A 23,498-nucleotide genomic window follows, 5' to 3' on the forward strand; every position below is an offset into this window, starting at 1 on the left:
AGCCTCAGATTGCGGTGCGCCTGGAACATCGGCAGGTTCGCAGTGCGGCAATAGCTCAAAACAACAGGCCTCCCAAGCGCGTTTATTCCATACCTCCTACCCAGAATATTGATTTGAACTGCCTGAGATTCCGGGCCAAATTCGACCCGATGTCCAATCGATGGATCGGACAAAAATCAGGGGATCGCGATGGCAAACCTCACAATAAACGGCAAATCTTTTGACGTCGACGTCGAGCCGGATACGCCACTACTTTGGGCAATCCGGGAGAATGTCGGCCTCACCGGCACCAAATACGGTTGCGGCATTGCACAATGCGGAGCCTGCACGGTCCATGTCGACGGGGTCGCGATGCGCTCCTGCGGCGTCACGGTCAGCGAAGCCGCCGGCAAACAAATCACCACGATCGAAGGGCTGGCGAGCAACGGCGCCCTGCACAAGGTGCAGCAGGCCTGGATCAATAATGACGTCCCTCAATGCGGCTATTGCCAGAGCGGCATGATCATGGCGGTGGCGGCGCTGCTGAAGGACACTCCGAAGCCGACCGACCAGGACATCGACGACGCTATCACCAATATCTGCCGTTGCGGTACCTTTCAGCAGGTGCGCGAGGCGATCCACGCCGCCGCGAACGTTTGAGGAGAGACATCATGAATCATATGCCTCGCCTTAATCGGCGCGCCTTCGTCATTGGCAGCGCCGCACTCGGCTCCGGTCTTGCCCTCGGCCTCGATATTCCCTTTGGCGGCCCGGGTGTCGTTCGCGCCGCCGACGGCTCGCCCGAAGTAAACGCCTGGGTCGTGATCCGGCCCGACGATACCGTCGTGATTCGCATTGCCCGATCGGAAATGGGCCAGGGCACCCTCACCGGCCTCGCCCAGCTCGTCGCCGAGGAACTGGAATGCGACTGGTCGAAGGTCACGACCGAATACCCCACCCCCGGACAAAGCGTGGCGCGCAAGCGCGCCTGGGGCGATTTCTCCACCGGCGGCAGCCGCGGCATCCGCGCCTCGCACGAATATGTCCGCAAGGGCGGCGCTACCGCCCGCGCGATGCTGATCCAGGCCGCTGCCAACGAGTGGAAGGTGCCGGCGTCCGAATGCACCGCGGCGAACAGCGTCATCATGCACACGTCGTCCGGCAAGACGACCACTTACGGCAAGGTCGCCGAAGCCGCGGCCAAGCTCGAACAGCCGGCCGACATCAAGCTGAAGGATCCGAAGGACTGGAAGCTTGCCGGCAAGGGCGTCAAGCGGCTCGATACCGCCGACAAGACCACCGGCAAGATGACGTACGGCATCGACGTCAAACTGCCGGGCATGCTCAACGCCGCGATCAAGGCCTGTCCGGTGTTCGGCGGCAAGGTGAAGAGCTACGACGAAGCCAAGATCGCCAACATAAAAGGCGTCAAGAAGGTGGTGAAGGTCGGTGACTACGCGGTCGCCGTCGTCGCCGATACCTGGTGGCACGCCAAGACGGCGCTCGATGCCTTGCCGATCGTGTGGGACGAGGGCGACAACGCCAAGGTCTCGAGCGCGACGATCGCCAAGTGGCTTGAGGAAGGTTTCGATGACTCGCAACCGGCATTTGTCGGCAATGAAAACGGCGACGTGAAATCGGCCTTCGCGAGCGCCGCGAAGAAAGTCGAGGCGGTCTACGCCTATCCCTACCAGAACCATGCCCAGATGGAGCCGCTCAACGCGACCGCGCTCTATACCGCGGACAAATGCGAGGTCTGGTGCGGCACGCAGAACGGCGAGGCAGCGTTCGCCGCGACCGTGGAAGTCTCCGGCCTGCCGTCCGACAAATGCGACGTTTACAAGCAGTTGCTCGGCGGCGGTTTCGGACGCCGCGGCAATACCGACTATGTGCGGCAGGCGGTTGCCATCGCCAAGCAGATCCCGGGCACGCCGATCAAGCTATTGTGGTCGCGTGAAGAAGACATGCAGCACGGCGCCTATCATCCGATCACCCAGTGCAAGATGACCGGCGCGTTCGACGCCGACAACAACCTGACCGGGCTGCGTATGCGGATTTCCGGGCAATCGATCCTGTTCAGCCTGCGCCCGGAAGCGCTAGTCAACGGCAAGGATCCCGCCACGTTCGCCGGTCTCAACCCCACGGGCGAAGCGGCAATCGGATATTCGATCCCCAATCTCCTGATCGACCATTCGATGCGCAATCCGCACATCCCGCCGGGCTTCTGGCGCGGCGTCAACGTCAACCAGAATGCGATCTATCTCGAGTGCTTCATGGATGAGCTGGCGCATTCGGTCGGCCAGGATCCGCTCGAGTTCCGCCGCAAGCTGATGTCCAAAAACCCGAAGCATCTGGCGGTGCTCAATGCGGTCGCCGAAAAGATCGGCTGGGGCACACCGGCACCCAAAGGCGTCTATCGCGGCATCGCCCAGCATATGGGCTACGGCAGCTACGTCGCGGGTGCGGCGGAAATCTCGGTCTCCGACGGCAACAAGATCAAGGTTCACCGGATCGTTGGTGCGACCGATCCCACTTACGCCGTCAATCCGGCGCAGATCGACCGTCAGGTGGCGGGCTCGTTTGTCTACGGACTTTCGGGCTTGTTCTATGGCGGATGCACGGTCAAGGATGGCCGCATCGAACAGGCCAACTTCGATACCTACAACTCGATGCGGATCTCGGAGATGCCGAAGGTCGAATCCATCATCATGCCAAGCGGCGGCGGCGGGGCCTGGGGCGGTGTCGGCGAGCCGACGATCTGCATAGCAGCGCCTGCGGTGTTGAATGCCTATTTCGCAGCGACCGGAAAACGAATCCGTTCGGCGCCGCTGCGGGATCAGAACATCACCTTCGCATAAACCATCGAGCGGCGGCCCTCGAAGGGGCCGCCGCTCATTTTCTCGGACCTCAGGGATGGATGCGCTGCGGCTGATGGCGACGCGGAGACATGTCGTTCGCGGTCTTGCGACTGCGGCGGCGTCATTTGCGTTGCCCTGCCCGTCTTATGCGCAATCCAGCGCCCGCGTGGTGATCATCGGCGGCGGCTTTGGCGGCGCAGCCTGCGCGCGCGCCTTGCGAAAGATTAATCCCAAACTCCAGGTAACGCTTGTCGAACCGAACCGGATTTTCACCGCCTGCCCGTTCAGCAACGAGGTGATCGCGGGACTGCGCGATATCGGGGCGCAGCAATTCAGTTACGAAAAGATTGCAGCCGGCGGCGTGAGCGTGATTGCGCAGGCCGCCGCCAAGGTCGATCCGCAAGCGAGAAGCGTTGGCCTCGCCGACGGAACATCGCTCGCGTATGACCGGCTGGTGCTGGCGCCGGGCATCGATCTCAGGTTCGATGCCTTGCCGGGCTATGACGAGGCGACAGCCGAAAAAATGCCCCATGCCTGGAAGGCCGGCGCGCAGACCATGCTGCTGCGCCGCCAGCTTGAAGCGATGGAGGATGGCGGCACCGTCGTGCTGGCGGTTCCGGCAACGCCCTATCGGTGTCCGCCCGCGCCGTATGAACGCGCGAGCCTGATCGCCCATTATCTGAAAGCCAAGAAGCCGCGCTCCAAGATTCTCATTCTCGACGCCAAGGACGTCTTTTCGCAGCAACGCCTGTTCGAGAAAGCCTGGAAGGAATTCTATCCTGGCATGATCGAGCGCATTCCGCTGTCGGAAGGCGGCCGCGTCGTTTCGGTCGAGGCCGCGACCAACACACTGGTCACCGATTTCGGCAATCACGACGCGCAGGTCGCCAACGTGATCCCGCCGCAGAAGGCGGGCAATATCGCAAACATCGCCGGCGCAGCCGACAAGACCGGCTGGTGTCCGATCGATGCGGCGACATTCGCCTCGAAGCTGGTGGCCAACATTCATGTGATCGGCGACGCGGTCATCGGCGGCAACGCGCCGAAATCCGCATCCGCAGCGAACTCAGAAGGCAAGGCTTGCGCCGCTGTGATCGCGAGCCTGCTTGCCGGAAAACCTCCCGAAAGGCCGACGATCGAGGGCACCTGTTACAATACTGTGACGCCTGGCCATGCTTTTTCGCAGTCTGGCAATTACCAGCCGCGGGACGATATTTTCGTCGAGGTGATGGGTTCTGGCTTCACGAGCCCGGTCAATGCGCTGGGTGAGATTCGCCAGCGCGAAGCGGATCAGGCTCAATCCTGGTACAAGAAGATCACGGTGGAAACCTTTGGCTAGGTCCGCGATTGACATCGCAAGTCACCTGCTCGCCACGGCGATCGTGCTGGCGTTGCCGTGCTCGGCCGGCGGCGAGGAACTCAGGCTTTATACAGTGACCGGCGATTCCATTTCGGAATCGCTGACTGGCTTGCTCGGCGATGCCACGCATGGCCGTGCACTTGTATTGGAGCGCACCAACACATGCATTCTGTGTCACAGCGGTCCATTCCCCGAGGAAAAGTTCCAGGGCGACCTCGCGCCCAATCTTGCAGGCTCCGGCAGCCGCTGGTCGATTGGCCAACTGCGGCTTCGACTGGTCGATGCCTCGCGCTTCAACCCGGAAACGATCATGCCGTCTTACTACCGGCTCGACGGGCTCGATCGCGTGGCAACTAACTGGCGCGGCAAACCGATCCTGTCCGCTGAACAGATCGAGGATATTGTGGCGTATCTTGCAACGCTGCGCGACTAGGAAGGCAAGACGAGATGCATAGACGAGATGTTTCTACACGCCGCCGGTTTCTCAGGTTAGCCGGTAGCACGGCTGCGATCGGTGCGTTTCCGATGCTGATCAGCGTACGCGAGGTTGAAGCAACCCCCGAGATGATGACAACGGCGATCCGCGCGTTGACGGGCGGTGCAACCGTACAGACCGGCAGAGTCAAGCTCGACATTCCGCCGCTAGTCGAAAACGGCAACAGCGTGCCGATGACGGTGACCGTCACGAGCCCGATGACATCGACCGATTACGTCAAAAGCATCCATGTCTTTAACGAAAAGAATCCGCAGCCCAATCTCGGCAATTTTTATCTTAGGCCCAGCGCCGGCCGCGCTCAGGTCGCTACCCGCGTTCGTCTCGCCGACAGCCAGAAGATCATTGCGATTGCGAAGCTGTCCGATGGTTCGTTGTGGTCGGTCACCGCCGAAGTCGTGGTGACGCTCGCCGCCTGCACCGAGGAGGTAATCTGATGGCTGCTGCTCTGATCAACGTTCCCAAGAAGGCCAAAAACGGCGACGTCATCGAAATCAAGACGCTGATGTCGCATATCATGGAGACGGGCTATCGCCACACCGCATCGGGCGAGGTGGTGCCGCGCGACATCATCACGAGCTTCACCTGCCGCTTTGACGGCGAGGAGATCTTCCGCGCCGATCTTTTCCCCGCGACCGCGGCCAACCCGTTCATTTCCTTTTTCACGGTGGCGAGTAAAAGCGGAAAATTCGATTTCGAATGGATCGGCGACAACGGCTTTTCCGAAACCGCTTCCGCCAGCATCACCGTCGAATGAAATTTGGGGCGACGATAGTCGTTGCCTCGCTGCTGGTCGCAGCCGGCATTGTGCTTCGGCCGCTGATCGCGACCGAAATCCAATCCACCGAGCGCCGGTCCGGTTACACCTTCATGGGGCCGGAGACGAAAGCCATGCAGGACGACGACACCGCCAATCCCGGCATGCTCGGCGCGCTCGATGGCGAGGCGCTGTGGAACCGCAAGGCGGGCGCGGCGGGTAAGGCGTGCGGCGATTGCCACGGCGACGCTCGGGCCAGCATGAAGGGCGTGGCGGCGCGTTATCCGGCCTATGACAAGCCGCTCGGACGCCCGGTCAACCTCGAACAGCGCGTCAATCTATGTCGCGCGCGTCACCAGGAAGCCGATCCGTTTCCTTACGAGAAACACGATCTGCTCGCCCTAACCGCTTTTGTTGCCGAGCAATCGCGCGGCATGGCGATTACGCCCGATACTTCGCCCGAGCTCCAGCCGTTCGTGGCCAAAGGACGCGACTTCTTCATGCACCGGCAGGGACAGCTCAATCTTGGCTGCACCAACTGCCATGACGACAATTGGGACAAACACCTCGCCGGATCTCCCGTCACCCAGGCTATCCCGAACGGCTATCCGATCTACCGGCTGGAATGGCAATCGCTAGGATCGTTGCAACGGCGGCTGCGCAACTGCATCAACGGCATGCGGGCGCAAAACTTCGATTTCGGTGCGCCGGAGCTCGTCGAGCTCGAGCTTTATTTGATGTCGCGCGCGCGCGGCATGCCGATGGAGACGCCGGCCGTGCGGCCTTGAGCATGACCCGGAAAAGTGTGAGCGGTTTTCCGAAAAGATCATGCTCGATAGGCCTATCGCGGCGCGGTCAACGACACCAATGTCGAAACATCCATGCTTGCCTCGACATTCCAGATCGCATCGATCAACGGCGCCATGTCGTAGCCGGGATTCCATCCGGCGGCGGCCGTTCGCAACTTAGCTTCGAGGTCAGCATCCGAAAGTGGATTGTCGTCGCTGCCGCGCGCGGCCCGCTGCTCCAGCCTATAGGACTTGCCGTCAACCGTGGTGATATCGACCGCTGCCGACACCGTCGAGAAACCTTCGTCACGCACCACCTCGACCTTGCCTCGCTGCGCTATCACCTCCGGATCGCGCACGCACTCGTCTGAAAACTGAGCGAGCCCGGCCTTCCCCGTTGCCAAAGCAGCAGCCACGGCATGCTGTACACTGACCTGCGATTCACGTCCGGTCGAGACATTCGGCCTGTCGGTGCGGATAGCGAGCAATGGATTGCCGCGCACCACGACGCGCGCGACTTCGGCATCAGGATTTTCGCGGCGCCAGTCGACGACGCAGTCGAGCACGGGATTGATCACGAACCCGCACGGATAGGGCTTGTAGGAGGTGGCCATAATCTCCCACTTTTCGCCCCAACTTTCGGTGAGGAACGAAAGGTCGGCTTGTTCTGCCAGGGCATTGTAAAAGCCTTGCTTTCCCGCGAGCGGCTCCGCAGGGCCGTCGAATCCCTTTTCGGCCAACAAGGCCGACCACAGGCCGTTGCGTGCGGCGTTGCCGACGCTCACGCTCTTGGCCGGTGTGCCCAGGCATTCGCACAGGCCGGCCGATTGCGTGGCGGCGATGCCGAGCACCCACACCAACTGTTGTTCATTGAGCGGCAGCAGCTTACCGCAAGCCGCGGCGGCACCGAATACCCCACAGGTGGAGGTGATGTGCCAACCCCGATTATAATGACTGGGCGATATCGCAAGCCCGATACGGGCTTCCACTTCATTGCCGAGCACGAGAGCCAGCAGCAGATCGCCGCCGCTGATCGGCCGCAATCCGGCATGGGCAAACAATGCTCCGGCGACCGGCGCGGTGGGATGAATGACGGTCGCGGTATGGGTGTCGCAGAAGTCATCGACATTGGCGCCGGCCGCGTTGAGAAAGGCTGCGCTCAGTGCATCGATCCGCTCCTCGCGACCGATCAAGGCTACTTGCTTGCCGCCGGAGAATTCGGACAGCGAACGCAGCGCGGTCTCAATCGGCCGGGAACGGCAGCCTGCGAGTGTCACAGCGAAAAAGTTAACCAGGGAGCGCTTGGCCTGATGTCTCACTTGTGACGGGATGTCATCCCATCGCGTTGCAGCAATGTGACGCGCGAGATTGTCAGTGACACCGGGTTTATACAGCATTCTTGTTTCCCCGTTTTTAATGGCGCGGAGCATCGCAGGGTGACCAGATTTCGCAACCGCGCAGCCGGTAGACCGGGCAGGAAATTTTGCCGTATGATGCCTCAAACGCGCATCAGAACCGTTGTGAACAGAAACGGTGTGAACCATGCCGACTTTCCTGAAACGCCCTGCCCTCGTTCTTGTCATCGTGTCGTTGACCTCGGCCTTCACGGCGCGACAATCCGCACGAGCCGACGACTACCCCTCACACCCCATTCATCTGATTGTGCCCTACGCCGCCGGCGGCTCAGCGGACGCGACCGCGCGCGTGCTGGCCAAGCAGGTCGGAAAAGCAACGGGTCAGGCTGTCGTGGTGGAAAATCGCGGCGGCAGCGCCTCGATCGTCGGCACGGAGTTCGTCAACAAATCCGATCCGGACGGCTACACGCTTCTGCTTGGACAATCCGGGCCGATCTCCATCAACCCCGCGATCTACAAGAGCCTGCCTTACGACCCGGAGAAGGATTTTGCGCCGGTCTCACTGACCAGCACCTATCCCTATCTCATGGTGGTGAATCGCTCGCTCGGCGTCAAAACCCTGCAGGAGTTCGTGGCGCTCGCCAAGAGCAAGCCCGGCGCATTGAATTACGGCACGACCGGCGTCGGCGCGTCCAATCACCTGCTCACGGAGCTGTTCGACCTCAAGGCCGGCATCAAGATGACCCACATTCCCTATCGCGGCACGGCGCTTGCGGTCGCCGATCTCGTCGCGGGCCAGGTGCAGGTGGTATTTGCCGATCCGATCTCGTCGCTTCAGCTGGTGAACTCGGGAACGCTGGTTGCACTCGCTGTGACCAGCAAGGATCGCTCACCTGTGGCGCCCGACGTACCGACGATATCGGAAAGCGGCTATCCCGGTTTCGACGCCGTCGGCTGGCACGGAATTCTTGCGCCGGCCAAAACGCCGCCTGCGATCGTCGCCAAGCTAAATGCCGAGATCGTGCGCGCGCTGAAGGATCCGGAAACCAGGTCCCTGCTCGAAAGCCAGGCCATTCAGGTCGTCGGCAGCTCTCCGCAGGCGTTCGCCGACTATATCAAGCAGGATATCGCGCTCTGGAAGGATGTCGCTGAACAGGCGAAGATCGAGGTGAAGTAGCTCGATCTTCGCCTGCTTATTAGTCCGCGAGACTGGCGTCGCGCGATCGGTTACTCGGCCGGAGCCGCGATTGGCAGATCATGCTGCGGCACGTACGACGTGCTGGTGCCGTATTTTCCGAGCGCGAAGAAGCCGGCGGCAATCACGGCATAAGCCAGGGCAACGCTGGGCGTCACACCGTAGCCGCCGCCGATGCCGACCGCTTCGCCGTGCATGAAGCCGAAGTAGGTGAGCACGGCGCCAGCCAACGCAAAGCCTGAAGCTCTCACGAAATCGCGCTCGATCACGAACACGCCGATCGCCCCAAGGATAAGGCCGGCGAGGATGGAGCCGCCGCCCATCACTTCCAGCCCGTGATACAGCACGCCCTGCTGCGGGAGCGCTGCGATCGCCGCGGTCTTGACTGCATCGACCTTGTCGGCGGCGAGGCCGCCAACTGCCTGCGCAGCGTTGACGGTCGAGCCCAGCATGGTGTCGATCTGCAGCTTGCCCCAAGCCGCGAGATGCGGCGTCAAAGCGAGCACGATCGCTGGCGCATGCTTGACCGGCGTGGTCTGGAACGCCTGCGCCCCGATCAGCATGCCGATATAGAGCAGGATCGGCGAAATCGCGACCACCGGCACCAGCGCCAGCATCACCGAGATGATGCCGAACCAGGAGAGAATGATCACCATGATGCCGGTCGCCGCCGAATAACCGATCCGGCCGCCCATCGCCTTCCAGCCGGGATGGCCGATATAGACCGCGTTGATGAAGGGATTGCCCATCAGGCACCCGATCAGGCTGACGATGCCATCGGCGGTCAAGACCCGCGTGGTCGGATATTCGTCGCCCGCAGCTTCCGCGCTTTCGACGTTGTCCATGGCTTCGACGAGATCGTAGATGCCGAAAGGAATCGCCGTTACCAGGATGATGCCGAGGAATTCAAAGCCGGAGAAGACCTGGCCGACAGCCGGCAGCGGCACCGAGAAGCCGAAGCCCGCCAGCGCGTCGCCGACGCCCTTGACGCTCAGACCGCCGAGCCCGAGGCCGAACAAGTTCGAGCCCCACGCGATGATCATGCCGGCCGCGATAGCCACGAGGCCGGCGGGAACCCCTTTGAAATACTTCACGCCGCCGAACCAGCTCACCAGAATGATCGCAAAACAGATCAAACCGATCTGCGGGGTCATGTACATTTCAAGCGCCGGCCGCATCGATATGAATGTCACCGACACACCCGCCAGCGTGCCGAGCAACGCGGCGCGTGGTGTGATTTTCCGGATAACGGGCGCGATGAAGCCACCGATCATCAGGATGAAGCTCTGGAAGAACACCCACACCAGACCTGCGGCCCAGCCTTTCATCGGATCGCCGGTCTTGATCGTGATCGGCAACATGATCACAAAGGTAACGATGAACATGTGCGGCACGCTGACGCCGGATGGAAGCGCGCAGACGTCGTTACGGCCGGTTTTCTGCGCCAGGCGATAGGCGAGAAAGGCGTAATAGAAGGTCGACAGGCACAACATCAGGCCGAGCGCCGGCAGGATCCTGCCGAACACCAGCGAGTCCGGCATTTTCAGCACGAAGCGCAACAGTCCCGTGAGCACGAGCATGTTCACCAGAATGTTGGTGCCGAAACCGAAGAAGGCGTTCCAGTCGCCCGGAGTCCACAAAGTCGGTTTGAAGTCGGTCTTTCCCGCAGAAATACCTGTACTCATTTTGATGCCCCTGCTGCTAATGCGTGTGAAGTCTCCGATGCCATTGCTTGAAGAACTGCGGCGGAGTCGCTGACCCAGCCGAAGATGCCACCCTGGGCCTTGATCATTTTGAGGCCCATTTCGTGGAATTCTGGAAAATAGGAAGCGCAACCGTCGGCGAGCACGACGCAGCGATAGCCGCGGTCATTTCCCTCCCGAACCGTGGTGTTGACGCACACTTCGGTGGTCACGCCGCAGACCAGCAGATTTTCAATGCCGTATTTCTGCAGGATGTCGCCGAGTTCGGTCGCGTAGAACGCGCCCTTCCCGGGCTTGTCGATCACGACCTCACCGTCGATCGGATACAGCGCGGGAATAATGTCGTGCCCGGCTTCGCCACGTATCAGGATCCGTCCCATCGGGCCGGGGTCGCCAATGCGCAGGCTCGGCGCGCCGCGCTCGACCTTTGCGGGCGGAGCGTCCGACAAATCGGGCGAATGGCCTTCGCGGGTATGAATGACGAGCATGCCGCTGTCTCGTGCGGCCTTCAGCACCGACGCAATCGGTTTGACGGCCGTGGCCAACCGCGACACGTCGTTGCCGAGCGTCTCGCCGAAGCCGCCCGGCTCCATGAAATCGCGCTGCATATCGATAATAACGAGCGCGGTAACCGACCAGTCCAGCGCGATCGGCTCTGGCTCCGCGGCGATGACGCCCTTGGGTAACTGATTTAAGGTTGCCACGAGTTGCGCCCCCAGACGCTTGAGAACTCTGAAAACACGGAAGCAAGGCTCAAAGAGGAGTTAAGCAAAGGCTGTGCCATTGTGTACAACGCGCATCCGCGGCGGCTCGCATTGAAATTCGCCTTGTTTTCAGCTGGTTGCGCGTTCTGCTCAACGTCTTTGCAGTCGTCCGCGGCCGATTTTCGTCGCTCACTTGCTCATTCGTTAAGCGCGGTGATGCATGCAAGATGCCCTCGGCTGCCTTCGCCAGCACCAACTTGAGGCGACCAAGGCGTCGCCTGCGTCCTCCGAGAACCCGACGTGTTGACCGCTGTCCTCGTGCCTGAAACATTAGTTTCTTCGTCGTCCTGAGAGAGATCGGGACCGACTTTGAAATTTCTGGCGTGGAATTTGCTGCTCCAGCCAGGGGCTTGTTCAAAGATATCTGGATCGAAGGGGGACGTTCGATGGCCACCATTACGACGACGACCGCACCGGTCGCACGAAAGCCACTCTATACATCGCTGTTCGTTCAAGTCCTCGCCGCGCTGGTGCTGGGGATCGTGCTCGGAATGGCCGTGCCCGATTTCGCCGTCAGCCTGAAGATCTTCAGCGACGCCTTCCTGAAGCTGATCTCCATGATCGTTGCGCCGATCGTGTTCTGCGTCGTCGTCCACGGCATCGCCGGCGCCGGCGACCTCAAGAAGGTCGGGCGCGTCGGCGTCAAGGCGCTGGTCTATTTCGAAGCGATGACCACGGTGGCGCTGATCGTCGGCCTTTTGCTCGCCTATCTGTTTGGCCCCGGCCACGGCATGAATATCGATACGTCGACGCTCGACAAGAATGCGCTGAGCGCCTACGCCGACAACGCCCACAAGCTCAAAGGCGGCGGCATCGGCAGCTTCCTCATGAACATCATCCCGACCACGTCGTTCGACGCGCTGTCGCGCAATGACGTGCTTCAGGTGCTGTTCTTCGCGATCATTTTCGGCACCAGCCTCGCTCTGGTCGGCGGCGAAAAGAGCGAGAAAATCTCCTCGCTGATCGATGCTGTATCGACGGTATTGTTCCGGGCGATGGGCCTGATCGTGCGCGTGGCGCCACTCGGTGTGCTCGGCGCCGTCGCCTACACGGTCGGGCAATATGGCGTCGGGTCACTGAGGCAATTGGTTTCGCTGGTGGCACTTTATTATGTCGCGCTCGCGATCTTCGTGCTCGGCGTCCTCGGTGGCGTGATGGCGCTCGCCGGGCTGAATATCCTCAAATTCTTAGGCTACCTGCGCGAGGAATTGACGATCGTGCTGGCGACCGCCTCTTCGGATGCGGTGCTGCCGCAGATCATGCGCAAGCTCGAATGGCTGGGCGTGAAGAAATCGGTCGTCGGCCTCGTGATCCCGACCGGCTATTCCTTCAATCTCGACGCGTTCTCGATTTATCTGACGCTCGCGGTCGTCTTCATCGCACAGGCGACCAACACGCCGCTTTCCTTCGGCGATCTTCTGCTGGTGCTCGGCGTCTCGCTCATCACCTCCAAGGGAGCCCATGGCGTGCCCGGCTCGGCGATTGTGATCCTGGCGGCGACACTGAACGCGGTGCCGAGCATACCGGCGATCGGGCTGGTGCTGGTGCTGTCCGTCGACTGGTTCATCGGCATGGCGCGCGCGCTCGGCAACCTGATCGGCAACTGCGTCGCCACCGTCGTGATTGCGGCCTGGGAAGGCGACCTCGATCGCGACCGCGCCCATCAAGTGCTCGACGGCGACGAAGTGGTCGACGTGACCGCGGGCTGATTTATCCGGCGGCTTTTCGCGGCCGGAAATTCTCGATCAGCCGCAGCAGCACCCGGGCGCCGGCATCGGCGTCCGCCAACTCGACATCCTCGTCGGGGTGATGGCTGATGCCGCCGCGACAGCGAACGAACACCATCGCGACATCGGCGATGTCGACCATCGCCATCCCGTCATGGCCGGCGCCGCTCGCCAATTCGAACACCGGGTAGCCTTCGCCCGCCACGGCTTCCGCCACCTGCGCCTTCAGCCAGGGCGCGCAGGGCACGGTGCGGTTCTCATGCGTTACATCGAGCCGCAAATCCAGCTTTCGACGCTTGGCGATCGCTTCGATCTGTCGAACGATATCGGCCACGGCACGATTTCGATGCACGTCGGTCGGTGCGCGCAAATCGATGGTGAAGTGAACCTGTCCGGGAATGACGTTGGTCGCACCGGGCGTGGCGTGGATGTAGCCAACCGTGCCGACCAATCCGCGACCATCGGTCAGGCATAGCTCCTCAATCTTGCAGATGAGTTCGGCCGCACCCGCCAAGGCATCGCGCCGCAACTCCATCGGCACCGTGCCGGCATGGCCGGCCATGCCGGTCACCCTTGCCGCCATGCGGGTGGCACCGGCAATGGCGCTGACCACTCCGACCGGCAATCCTTTGGCCTCAAGGACCGGGCCTTGCTCGATGTGAAGTTCGACATAGGCCAGCAGTTCACTGCGGGCCCTTGCGGCCGCGCCAATGTGTTCGGGGTCAAGACCGAACTGAACCAGCGCCTCGCGCATCGAGATTTCCGCATTGTCTTTGGACGCCAGCACGCGCTCGTTGAAGGTGCCGGCCACCGCCCGGCTGCCGAGCAGGGTCGAGGCAAATCGAACCCCCTCCTCGTCGGCAAAGCCCGTCACCTCGATGGCGAAAGGAAACCGCCGCCCGCGTCTGTTGAGGTCGGCGACACAGGAGATCGCCGTGATCAGGCCGAGCGGGCCGTCCCATTTGCCTGCATCACGCACCGTGTCGTAATGCGAGCCCAGCATCAGGCACGGCAAGCCCGGCCGCTCGCCCTCGTAACGCCCGCAGACATTGCCGATGGCGTCGAGATGCGCGCTCATGCCCGCTTCAACCATCCAGGCCAGGATCAAGTCGGCTGCCCCGCGATGCTCGGGCGTGAGGAAGATGCGCGTCAGATTATCCGGCGCCTCAGAAATCGCCGCCAGCCGATTGATCCGGCCGACGATTTCGTCGCCAAGCGGCAAGGCCTGTCGTCCAGCGGTGGCTGCGTTCGTCTCGCTCATGTCTTCCCAATAGTGGAAACTGAAAGGCTACCCGACTTGACGCGCGTCGGCTGCTAAATGTGAAAGATTGGCGTGCCAGTGCCGGGCGATCTGCAGCCCCGTCGCCACCCAGACCCGGTCATGCCCCTTGATATAGTCGAGAAACCGCATCAACGCCGCCGCGCGGCCGGGACGGCCGACGATCCGGCAATGCAGGCCGACCGACATCATCTTCGGCGAGGTTTCGCCTTCGACGTAAAGCACGTCGAATGCGTCCTTGAGATAGGCGAAGAACTGATCGCCGTTGCCAAAACCTTGCGCGTTGACGAAGCGCATGTCGTTGAGGTCGAGGCTATAGGGGATGATCAGATGCGGCTCCGACGGCCCCTTGATCCAGTACGGCAGATCGTCGGCGTAAGAGTCGCAGGAATAAAGGAAACCTCCGGCTTCCATCACAAGCCTGGCGGTGTTGATCGAGGTTCGTCCGGTATACCAGCCGAGCGGACGCTCGCCGGTCACCTCGGTGTGCAGGCGGATGGCGTCGGCGATTTCCACCCGCTCCTCGGCCTCCGACATATCCTTGTGCTCGACCCATTTCAGGCTGTGGCTGGCGATATCCCAGCCCGCCTCCTTCATCGCGGCGACCACTTCCGGGTTTCGCTGTAAGGCGGTCGCCACGCCGAACACGGTCGCCGGCAACTTTCGCTCGGTGAAAATTCGCCATAGCCGCCAGAAGCCCGCACGCGAGCCGTATTCGAACATCGATTCAATATTGGCGTGGCGTTGCCCGGGCCATGGCTGCGCGCCGAGCACGTCCGACAGGAATGCTTCAGAGGCGCGGTCGCCGTGCAGGATGTTGTTCTCGCCGCCTTCCTCGAAATTCACCACGAACTGCATGGCGATGCGTGCATTGCCCGGCCAGTGCGGATGCGGCGGATTGCGGCCGTAGCCACGGAGATCCCTGGGATACCCGGGCTCGGCCATTCTATACTTCCTCGATGCGGACCTTTTGCGCACCTTTGTAGAGCACCGTCCTGCCGAGCGTGTACAGGTTCTCAAGTCCCGACGTCAGGGTGACGAAGTGATTGCCGGCCAATTGGCCCATCTTGCTTGCAAAATGCACCCCGCCATAGGCCAGCAGAATTTCGGTCTCGCTGATGCCGCCAGGATAAAGGATCATTTGGCCCGGCGCCGGGTAGCTGGTGTGGTTCTCATAGCCGACGCCAAAGTCGAGATCGCCGAGTGGCATCCAGACCCCCTCGCCGCTCCAGCGCACATGGACAAATTCGCTGTTGAACGGCATGGCCTTGCGGAAGGCCGCACAAGTTTTGGGCGCCAACTGTTCTTCGAAACGGGCCTGGAACGTGAAGTCTCCGGCGTGGACGATCAATTGGCTCATTCAAAATACCCGCGATGGCGTTTTCGAGAGATTCCCTGCCCCTCGATAGCCGAATTACAGGGTCTTTTGCTACCCCCACAAAGGGAGATTGACCGGCATTCCGACCTCCGTTCGCGACCTCGGACAAGATTACAACCAACATCCTCGCTCGTCGAAGGCGCCCCACGCAAACCATGCCGCGCCGCGATGGCCGCAGACTCGGCCGGCCGGCCCTGCGGTATTTTGTCGATTTTATCGCTCGATAAACTGAGCTAGTCTGTTGGCCGAATGTGGGTTCCTTCCCGCCCCGAAAGTTGAATGCGGCCATATCGACAGGTTTGGCCGCTACGGGTAGGGTCGCGGCCCTAAAAAGACTTGGTCCCTAAAAAGACCTGGAGTCCAAAAAGACTTGGACGTTGAGAAGACTTGGGAGAGACGCGGTTGTCGGAGAAGTTTACCTGGAAGCGGGACTACTATGCCGGCGGCCTGATGCTGCTGCTCGGGGTGGGAGCCGCTGTGACCGGTTCGGGCTACAAGTTCGGCAGCCTCGCCAGAATGGGCCCCGGTTTTATGCCGGTCGTGCTCGGCGTCGTCCTCGCCTTTCTTGGCATCCTGATCGCAGGTACCGCGCTGTTATCCTCCGAGCCGGACGACGGCAAATTCATGCCTGACAATCCGCAATGGTTCGGTTGGCTGTGCATTGTTGCCGGGCCGGTGCTGTTCATCATTCTCGGATACTATGGCGGGATGATCCCGGCGGTGTTCGCCTGCGTGTTCGTCTGCGCGCTCGGCGACAAGACGGCGACCTACAAGTCATCGTTCGTTCTCGCCTGCGGCGTCACCGTGTTCGGCGTCCTCCTGTTCCACTACCTGCTGAACATTCCCTTTCAGCTGTTGCGCGGGGTGAACCTGTGATTTCGACCGCGCTCACCGATCTCTGGTACGGCTTCGGCGTCGCGCTGGAGCCGCACAACCTGATGTATTGTTTCCTCGGCGTGCTGGTCGGCAATCTCGTCGGCGTGCTGCCGGGCATGGGACCTGTCGCCACGATCTCGATCCTGCTGCCGCTCACTTTCGGCATGCATCCGGTCCCGGCGATCCTGATGCTGTCCGGCGTCTATTACGGCGCCCAATATGGCGGGGCGATCTGTTCGATCCTCCTCAACCTGCCGTGTCATCCGCCGCACGCCGTCACGTGTCTGGACGGTTTTCCGCTAACCAAGCAAGGCAAGGGCGGAACAGCGCTCGGTATCACCGTTGTGGCCGCCTTCATCGGGGCTTCCTTCGGCATCACCGAAATGATTTTCCTCGCGCCGTTTCTGGTCAAGATGGCGCTGGAATTCGGGCCGGCGGAAGTGTGCTCGCTGATGCTGGTGGGTTTGCTCGCGGGATCGACGCTCGCGAAGGGCTCCCCGCTCAAGGGCATCGCCATGACGGTGTTCGGCCTCCTGGTCGGGATCGTCGGCTCCGACATCGAGACCGGCCAGCCGCGCTTCACCTTCGGCATCACCGAACTGTTCGATGGCATTGAAATCGTTGCGCTCGCACTCGGCATGTTCGGCATCGCCGAATTCCTGAACAGCATCAACAACACTGAAACCGTCGACATGCGCTACGCCAAGGTCGGCATTTCCGACATGTTCCCGTCGAAGGCCGACCTCAAGCTCGCGTTCTGGCCGATGATCCGCGGCACCGTTATCGGCAGCCTCTGCGCCCTGATCCCGGGCACCGGTCCGACCATCGCCTCGTTCGTGTCCTACGCCACCGAAAAGAAGATCTCAAAGACGCCGGAGCGTTTCGGTCACGGCGCCATTGAAGGCGTCGCCTGCCCTGAGGCTTCGACGCACTCCTCGGTGCAAGGCGACTTCATTCCGACCATGAGCCTCGGCATTCCCGGCGACACCGTGATGGCGCTATTGTTGGGCGCGCTGATCATTCATGGCATCGTGCCGGGCCCGCAATTGATCACCCAGCACGCCGACATCTTCTGGGGCCTGATCGCGAGCTTTTGGATCGGCAATATCCTGCTCGTCGTCCTCAACGTGCCGATGATCGGGCTGTGGGTGAAGCTGCTCAGCATTCCCTATCGCTACCTTTATCCGAGCGCGATGTTCTTTGTCTGCATCGGCGTCTATGCCGCGAGCAACGACATGTTCCAGGTCGGCGAGACGCTGGTGATCGGCGTCGTCGGATACATCCTGCTGCGTCTGGATTTCCATCCGGCGCCGATCCTGCTCGGCTTCGTGCTGGGGCCGCGCTTTGAGGAAAATTTCCGCCGTAGCCTCCTGATCTCCCGCGGCGACCTGATGACCTTCATCGAGCGTCCGATCAGCGCGTTCTTCCTCCTCATCTGCGTCGTACTGCTCTCGGCCCAGGTTTACGTCTGGCTGCGCAAGCCGAAGATCGTACAGCAGGAGAAGGCGATCGAAGCGCAGGTTCCGGCGACGCCCTACTCCGAACTGGCGGAATGATCGCGGGCGCACCGCGATCGCGACGCGCATTCCTTTGCCAGATTATTTCGCCTGATAATGCGGTGGCCGCCGCGCGATCCACGCGTCGATGGCCTCGCGCGTATCATGGGTCGGCACCATGCGCGCGAATTGCTCGCTCTCGATTTCCAACCCTTCTGCAATCGTCGCATTCAGTCCGCGCGTCACGGCCGTGAGGATGCGGGACGCCGCGAGCGGCGAGTGACGCAAAATTCGCCCGGCCAGTTCCAACGCCGACGGCAACAGGTCCTCGTGCGCCACGATCCGATTGACGAGCCCTATCTCGTAAGCGCGCCGGGCTGAAAACGAATCCCCGGTGAGCAGCAACTCCAGCGCGCGCTTGCGGCCCGCCAGGCGAGGCAATCGTTGCGTGCCGCCGAACGTCGGCGGAATCCCGATATTGATTTCCGGCTTGGCGAAGCTCGTCTTCTCGCTTGCGATCGCAAGATGGGCGGCTCCGTGATTTCGCATCCGCCGCCGAAGGCAATTCCGTTCACGGCAACGATGATGGGCTTTTGAAAGGACTCGATGCGCGCCGTCATCGATTGCCCCCGGCGAACAAAGGCCCTGACCGCCGCATCCGGGCCTTCACGAAGCGTCTCTGAAAATTCCGTGATGTCGGCCCCAGCCGAAAAGGCCCGCTCACCGGCGCCGGTCAGAATCACGGCGCGGATATTGGAATCGCCCTCAATCGCATCGAGCCGTTCCTTGAGTCGGTCGACGAGCGCGTAGTTCAGAGCATTGAGCTTTTCCGGCCGGTTGAGCGTCAGGATCGCAACAGAGTTACGGGTTTCGCAAAGTACCAATTCCGACATCTTGAAGCCTTGGGTTTTTCTTGGGTTTGTCTTTGGTTTGTCTTGGGTCCGGTCTGTTCGACAGAGCGGAAACGGTAGCCAAGAGCCGGCTTTACAGATACTCACTAGTCAGTATACATGCCGGATGTCCGCTAATTCAGATCAAACGCGCGAGCGTATCGTCGCGGCCGCCGCCCGGCTCTTCTATAATGAGGGTATTCGCGCGGCGAGCGTCGACGCCATCGCAGAGAAGGCCGGCGTCACCAAGAAGACGCTGTATTACCATTTCCGCAGCAAGGACGAATTGATCGCGGCCTATCTGGAATCGCGCGACCAGCCGACGCTCGATCTCTATGCGCGCTGGTTCGAACAGACGCCGGGGTCCGCCACCGACAAGGTGTTAGGGCTTTTTGCCGAATTTGCCCGATCGACCGACACGATGAAGTGGAAGGGTTGTGGCTTTCTGCGCACCGCCGCCGAACTGGCCAACACGCCCGGCCATCCGGCGCTCAAGGCCGGCGCCGCGCACAAGAAACGCTTCGAGGCGTGGTTTACGGATTCCCTCGCCCGCGAGGGGGTCGGCAATGCGGCTGCGACCGCGCGAAGCATCATCGTGTTGCTTGATGGCGCCGCGACCGTGATGCTGATTCACCGCGATCCCGCTTATGTGGAAACGGCAGGCGCGGTGGCAGCCTCCCTGGTCAAGACGGCCGGCTCCAGCAACGCGTGATCTTTATAGCCGGTCAGCGCCGGCCGTAGCAGTGGAAACCGCCATAGATCCCGGAGCGATCCAGCTCGAATCCGACCGCGCTTCGTTCATCGTCGCGACGCCATATCCGGCGCAGCGATGCCAGTTCGTCGCTTTCGATCGGCGATTCTTCGCCTGCGGTACGAAAAATCACGTGGACATTGTCGCTGCCGGCGCGATCGATCGCATTCCACAAGGCCCTGATTTCGTCGGTCGCCATCCAGTCCTGCGAGTCTAGCAGGATGACGGCGTCGACTTCGCGCGCCGGCAAACCTTCCAGGAATTGCCGAAGACTGGCGTGGTGCGGAATGATCAACCCCGCGCCATTGCGCATGCGCTCATATTGGCGGCGTTGCAGATATGGCGGCAGGCAACGATCGCCCGGGCCGGCATAGCCGCGATGGAGCGCCTGCCAGGCGAAATAATTGGTGTCGTTCGGATGGCCATCGATGAGGCGCAACAGGCGCTTGTGAAGCACGTCGTTCAACGGGGCACCGCCACCCAGCAAGGCTCGCTGTCGCGGCGGGATACCGAGGCCGAACAGCAAAGCCGGCGTTGCCGTGATCAACCGGACCAGCGGCGAATGGAACACGCGATCGAGGCGATTCAGCGCCGCGATGCGCGCGGGCGCATCCGGCTTGCCGTTCAAAAGTATCGCCGGGTCGATCCCGCACCGTTTCGCCGCGAAATGCGCAAGACCGATGAAACGACCGAGCATGCCGTGACGATAAAAACCATCGGCGAAATAGGCGTGGCGCGGACGGCCGATGATATTTCGCTTGTCCCAATAGGCGCGCGCCTGCGCATCCAGCCACGGCCGTAATCGCGCGCGATAAAGGTCTGAATTGGCCGGCTTGTCGGCCGCACCGAAGAACTGCCAGAAATCCGAATAATCGGAAAACGCACGCAAGCCCGCTAATTTGAGTTTGATGAGCGCAAGATGCGCCTCGTTGAGATCGACCGCGTAGACCTGCGCCGGTTGCGCCATCAAATAAGAAAGGGCGTTACATCCGCCTGACGACAGCGTGACGATAGTCGAGCCGACGGATAAACGAAGCGCCGCGAGATCGGCAACGGGGTCTTCCCAGATCTGGGTGTAAACCAGGCGACGGAACCAGAATGCGTACAGCCTGTCCCAAACCGTCGCTTCTTCGTCGTCTTTGCTGCTGCGGACGACATTTGCGATGAGTTGGCTATTCATCCGCGCCTCGAATCAACAATCCGACCAGGCTATCGCGAACGCGCTGCAGTTTTGCGACAGCCGCCATGATGCGATCACGTCGACGATCTCGGAACTCCCTTTCGTGTTCGCGGCTGCACGCAATCTGTCACATCTTTGTCGCGCGAACACCGCAAGGAGGTACGCGATGAACCGCGACGAGGTGGATCATGTCGGCGCTGACTCCGGGTAACGGCGTAAAATCGGGGATTGAGAACTCGCCTCGCCGGCACCAATGCGGCCTTGCCGTTTTTTCGCCATTGCTGAGGTCTCGATGACCGGCTGGCTTGCGGTATTCGCGGCGGGGCTGTTTGAGATCGCCTGGGCTTTCGGTCTGAAATATTCCGACGGCCTCACCCGGTTCTGGCCGACGCTTGCGACAGCGTTAGCGATTTTGGCGAGCTTTGCGCTGATGGCGTTTGCGCTTCGCTCGCTGCCCTTCGGCACCGCCTATGCGATCTGGACCGGCATCGGCGCGGCCGGCAGCATCGTCGTCGGAATGGTGATCTTCAGCGAACCGACCGATCCGGTGCGCATCATCTGCCTGACACTGATCGTCGCCGGCGTGGTCGGGCTCAAGCTGAATTCGCCGGTGTAAAGAGCTTCAGCTGTTTCGCCGGCGGCGCAAACTTCGCCATCCTTCGACAACGCCAAATACGCTGAGCGCAAATATAAAGGGTAGGAAGTGATACATCAGGCGGAACATCAAAAGTGCTGCGACCAGCGGCTCTTTGTCGTCCTTGCCGAGCCCGATCAGGAACGTCGCATCGAAAACCCCGATGCCCGCCGGCGTGTGGCTGGCAAATCCCAATAGGGTCGCGGCGATGAAAACGGCCATGATCGGGAAAATCCCGATATTGGGTCCGGCCGGAATCAGCACATACATCGCCAGCGCTGCAGCCCCGAGATCGAAAACGCCGATCAGGATTTGCAACACTACCAATGGCCCCGACGGAAGCCGGACGGGCCAGCGTTTGGTTCCGATATTGCGCGGAAACCAGCACCAGGTCAGGAAGCCTGCGACCCCCAGAAGCAGCGCGGCGGCAATCCACTGATTGACCCTGGGCGGCAGAAAATCGACCAGGCTGATCGCGTCGGGCGCAAAGAACAGTCCGATCCCGAGCGCCGTCAGGTTACCGAGCCAGAACGTCAACCCGGTCAGAAAGCAGATGTTCGCCACCTCGAACGCACTGAGGCCATGATGCGAGTAGACCCGATAGCGGATCACCGGCGAGATCAGCGAGACGGCACCGATGCCATGCGCGATCGGATAACTGGTGAAACTCGCGAGCGCTGCGGTCCGATAGGGAATCTCGGTGCGGCCGATGGTGCGCAATGCCAGCAGGTCGTAGAAGGTCAAGCTCGCGTAGGATGTGATCACCAGCACGGCTGCGAGCGCGATGAGAGAAGTATCCGTGTGCCTGATGACCTGGAATACTTCGTTGGTGTCGATGCTTTTCAGCGTGTGGGTCAGCGCAAAAATTGCGATCGCCGCAATCGCGATGCTGACGACAATGCCGAGGCCCTTCAGCCTTAAGCCGTTACGGCGCGATTTGGTCGGCGCAGCTACCTTCAGAGTGTTCATCCGAGCAGTCAAGCACATCCAATGTCCCGCCACCGATTCGCGGGCGGCTGACACCGTCCATTGACACGGAGATGTGACAACCACGTTACCTGGTGGTCCGATTCCAGCTTCGCATCCCCCAACGGCGGCCACTTTTGCGAATGCTGATCAAAGGACCACCAGCAAATTTATGATGGTAGTGCCGCTTTCCATTTGAAGTTCCTGAAGGGAATTTGCCGATCGCGGTGCAGGAACTTCAAATGGGCGGCACTACCCATTTCCGGCCTGGAGCGAGGCAATTTCCAGCCTGGAGCGATTCAAGAAAAGTTGCGTGTACAAGCCTATTGCAGACGCATTGTGGTCGCATCGGAGTCACGCATCGCCCGTAAGAGAGCGACACAAGGCGACTAGCGGTCCGATTCTAACATTCGCATCCCATCCCAGCGGCCACTTGCGAATGTTAGAATCGAAGGACCACTAGCAAATACGGGTTTCTAGTGGAGTTTTGGATTTGACATTCGCCTGACGAACCCGCGGCCAGTTGGGTAGCGAATGTCAAATCCACTCCACCAGTGTCAATCGAGGCAGCATGAACGACGAGAGCGACTTCGATCTGAGGCCTGAACAGTGGGAGGCGCTGAAAGCACTTCGCGCACCGCCAGGCTGCCGGCCTCGACCCGATTCGTGCTCAACGAACTCGTTGCGCTCGGCCTTGTGACCGTCAACGACCGCGTGCCGGCCATTACGTCAAAAGGACGCAAGGCACTGGTCAGGGGCTCGTTCAGCCTGCTGGATGCCGCCGCCTGAGGCCGTCGTGGTTCTCGTGAGGTCGTCTACCTCCCAGATTGCCGATGGCACGGCCTTGTCGCCACCCCTGGATCGGTTCAAAATGCGCTGTTTGAGCCTGATCAGTCCGTCCTGATCTTTGAACCCGATGAATGGCTCAGACGACGTCTTTATTGTTGCCCGGCAGTCGCGGTCTGAACAAAAAGTGCAATTCTTTCTGATTGTTAATGCGACAACCGCAGGCAGGGTCGTTCAAATAAGGGGCTCGCGGACCCTGGAGGCGGTTCCCCGCGACTAATTG

At 61.1% G+C, this 23,498-nt stretch carries 22 protein-coding genes and 1 pseudogene; 14 read left to right on the top strand and 9 right to left on the bottom strand.

Features of this window, described 5'->3' with window-relative positions; all coding sequences use genetic code 11:
• Positions 1-189: 189 nt before the first annotated feature.
• From ABSE61_RS02635 to soxA, 7 genes are all read left to right on the top strand, one after another.
• Complete coding sequence (locus ABSE61_RS02635) at positions 190-639, top strand: (2Fe-2S)-binding protein (RefSeq protein WP_423869508.1); 450 nt, start codon at positions 190-192, stop codon at positions 637-639.
• 11 nt (positions 640-650) lie between these two features.
• Positions 651-2,837 (top strand): xanthine dehydrogenase family protein molybdopterin-binding subunit, encoded by a 2,187-nt coding sequence (locus ABSE61_RS02640; RefSeq protein ID WP_423869509.1) that lies wholly within the window; start codon positions 651-653, stop codon positions 2,835-2,837.
• 64 nt (positions 2,838-2,901) lie between these two features.
• Positions 2,902-4,176 carry an FCSD flavin-binding domain-containing protein gene (locus ABSE61_RS02645; RefSeq protein ID WP_423869654.1) on the top strand — a complete coding sequence of 425 codons (1,275 nt, stop codon included), beginning with the start codon at positions 2,902-2,904 and terminating at the stop codon, positions 4,174-4,176.
• Complete coding sequence (gene soxX / locus ABSE61_RS02650; RefSeq protein WP_423869510.1) at positions 4,169-4,630, top strand: sulfur oxidation c-type cytochrome SoxX; 462 nt, start codon at positions 4,169-4,171, stop codon at positions 4,628-4,630. Before ABSE61_RS02645 ends, soxX begins: the two co-directional genes overlap by 8 nt.
• Positions 4,631-4,644: 14 nt before the next feature.
• Positions 4,645-5,127 carry a SoxY-related AACIE arm protein gene (locus ABSE61_RS02655; RefSeq protein WP_423869511.1) on the top strand — a complete coding sequence of 161 codons (483 nt, stop codon included), beginning with the start codon at positions 4,645-4,647 and terminating at the stop codon, positions 5,125-5,127.
• Positions 5,127-5,447 (top strand): thiosulfate oxidation carrier complex protein SoxZ, encoded by a 321-nt coding sequence (gene soxZ / locus ABSE61_RS02660; RefSeq protein WP_423869512.1) that lies wholly within the window; start codon positions 5,127-5,129, stop codon positions 5,445-5,447. Before ABSE61_RS02655 ends, soxZ begins: the two co-directional genes overlap by 1 nt.
• Positions 5,444-6,235: a sulfur oxidation c-type cytochrome SoxA gene (gene soxA / locus ABSE61_RS02665; RefSeq protein ID WP_423869513.1), complete on the top strand. Its 792-nt coding sequence runs from the start codon at positions 5,444-5,446 to the stop codon at positions 6,233-6,235. The genes soxZ and soxA overlap by 4 nt, the downstream gene beginning before the upstream one ends.
• Before the next feature lie 53 nt (positions 6,236-6,288).
• Here soxA and ABSE61_RS02670 read toward each other — a convergent pair whose 3' ends face one another.
• Positions 6,289-7,632 (bottom strand): MmgE/PrpD family protein, encoded by a 1,344-nt coding sequence (locus tag ABSE61_RS02670; protein WP_423869514.1) that lies wholly within the window; start codon positions 7,630-7,632, stop codon positions 6,289-6,291.
• A gap of 145 nt (positions 7,633-7,777) precedes the next feature.
• On the opposite strand from ABSE61_RS02670, the gene ABSE61_RS02675 reads away from it, so the two are divergent.
• The gene (locus ABSE61_RS02675; protein ID WP_423869515.1) at positions 7,778-8,767 is read left to right on the top strand and encodes a Bug family tripartite tricarboxylate transporter substrate binding protein; all 990 of its coding nucleotides are present in this window, start codon (positions 7,778-7,780) and stop codon (positions 8,765-8,767) included.
• A 50-nt stretch (positions 8,768-8,817) separates the two neighbouring features.
• On the opposite strand, the gene ABSE61_RS02680 is transcribed toward ABSE61_RS02675, so the two are convergent.
• Together ABSE61_RS02680 and ABSE61_RS02685 are read right to left on the bottom strand one after the other, a co-directional pair.
• On the bottom strand, positions 8,818-10,470 hold the full coding sequence (locus ABSE61_RS02680; RefSeq protein WP_423869516.1) for a regulator: 1,653 nt from the start codon (positions 10,468-10,470) through the stop codon (positions 8,818-8,820).
• Entirely contained in the window at positions 10,467-11,192 is a 726-nt protein-coding gene (locus tag ABSE61_RS02685) for a cysteine hydrolase family protein (protein ID WP_423869517.1), read from the bottom strand. Before ABSE61_RS02685 ends, ABSE61_RS02680 begins: the two co-directional genes overlap by 4 nt.
• Positions 11,193-11,638: 446 nt before the next feature.
• Here ABSE61_RS02685 and ABSE61_RS02690 point away from each other — a divergent pair, with 446 nt between their 5' ends.
• Positions 11,639-12,961, top strand: coding sequence for a dicarboxylate/amino acid:cation symporter (locus ABSE61_RS02690; protein WP_423869518.1), 1,323 nt, complete (start codon positions 11,639-11,641; stop codon positions 12,959-12,961).
• A 1-nt stretch (position 12,962) separates the two neighbouring features.
• Here the strand turns inward: ABSE61_RS02690 and ABSE61_RS02695 are convergent, their stop codons facing one another.
• From ABSE61_RS02695 to ABSE61_RS02705, 3 genes are read right to left on the bottom strand one after another with little or no spacing between them, the layout of a single operon-like run.
• Complete coding sequence (locus tag ABSE61_RS02695) at positions 12,963-14,240, bottom strand: allantoate amidohydrolase (RefSeq protein ID WP_423869519.1); 1,278 nt, start codon at positions 14,238-14,240, stop codon at positions 12,963-12,965.
• Between the two features lie 27 nt (positions 14,241-14,267).
• Positions 14,268-15,203 carry an allantoinase PuuE gene (gene puuE, locus ABSE61_RS02700; RefSeq protein ID WP_423869520.1) on the bottom strand — a complete coding sequence of 312 codons (936 nt, stop codon included), beginning with the start codon at positions 15,201-15,203 and terminating at the stop codon, positions 14,268-14,270.
• Position 15,204: 1 nt separating this feature from the next.
• Positions 15,205-15,618 (bottom strand): DUF3830 family protein, encoded by a 414-nt coding sequence (locus tag ABSE61_RS02705; RefSeq protein ID WP_423869521.1) that lies wholly within the window; start codon positions 15,616-15,618, stop codon positions 15,205-15,207.
• 420 nt (positions 15,619-16,038) lie between these two features.
• On the opposite strand from ABSE61_RS02705, the gene ABSE61_RS02710 reads away from it, so the two are divergent.
• Both ABSE61_RS02710 and ABSE61_RS02715 read left to right on the top strand, forming a co-directional pair.
• Positions 16,039-16,512 (top strand): tripartite tricarboxylate transporter TctB family protein, encoded by a 474-nt coding sequence (locus tag ABSE61_RS02710; protein WP_423869522.1) that lies wholly within the window; start codon positions 16,039-16,041, stop codon positions 16,510-16,512.
• A gap of 62 nt (positions 16,513-16,574) precedes the next feature.
• Positions 16,575-18,068: a tripartite tricarboxylate transporter permease gene (locus ABSE61_RS02715; RefSeq protein ID WP_423869655.1), complete on the top strand. Its 1,494-nt coding sequence runs from the start codon at positions 16,575-16,577 to the stop codon at positions 18,066-18,068.
• Between the two features lie 42 nt (positions 18,069-18,110).
• Here ABSE61_RS02715 and ABSE61_RS02720 read toward each other — a convergent pair.
• A pseudogene (locus ABSE61_RS02720) lies at positions 18,111-18,901 on the bottom strand (crotonase/enoyl-CoA hydratase family protein).
• A 124-nt stretch (positions 18,902-19,025) separates the two neighbouring features.
• On the opposite strand from ABSE61_RS02720, the gene ABSE61_RS02725 reads away from it, so the two are divergent.
• On the top strand, positions 19,026-19,610 hold the full coding sequence (locus tag ABSE61_RS02725; protein WP_423869523.1) for a TetR/AcrR family transcriptional regulator: 585 nt from the start codon (positions 19,026-19,028) through the stop codon (positions 19,608-19,610).
• 13 nt (positions 19,611-19,623) lie between these two features.
• Here the strand turns inward: ABSE61_RS02725 and ABSE61_RS02730 are convergent, their stop codons facing one another.
• Positions 19,624-20,829 carry a BtaA family protein gene (locus ABSE61_RS02730; protein WP_423869524.1) on the bottom strand — a complete coding sequence of 402 codons (1,206 nt, stop codon included), beginning with the start codon at positions 20,827-20,829 and terminating at the stop codon, positions 19,624-19,626.
• 292 nt (positions 20,830-21,121) lie between these two features.
• Here ABSE61_RS02730 and ABSE61_RS02735 point away from each other — a divergent pair, with 292 nt between their 5' ends.
• Entirely contained in the window at positions 21,122-21,445 is a 324-nt protein-coding gene (locus ABSE61_RS02735; RefSeq protein WP_423869525.1) for a DMT family transporter, read from the top strand.
• Positions 21,446-21,451: 6 nt separating this feature from the next.
• Here ABSE61_RS02735 and ABSE61_RS02740 read toward each other — a convergent pair whose 3' ends face one another.
• On the bottom strand, positions 21,452-22,432 hold the full coding sequence (locus tag ABSE61_RS02740) for a lysylphosphatidylglycerol synthase transmembrane domain-containing protein (RefSeq protein WP_423869526.1): 981 nt from the start codon (positions 22,430-22,432) through the stop codon (positions 21,452-21,454).
• Positions 22,433-23,038: 606 nt separating this feature from the next.
• Between ABSE61_RS02740 and ABSE61_RS02745 the strand changes: the two genes are divergently transcribed.
• Positions 23,039-23,218, top strand: a complete 180-nt coding sequence (locus ABSE61_RS02745; protein WP_423869527.1) for a hypothetical protein — start codon at positions 23,039-23,041, stop codon at positions 23,216-23,218.
• Positions 23,219-23,498 lie beyond the last annotated feature (280 nt).

The organism is Bradyrhizobium sp. (assembly GCF_049519115.1).
Lineage (GTDB): Bacteria > Pseudomonadota > Alphaproteobacteria > Rhizobiales > Xanthobacteraceae > Bradyrhizobium.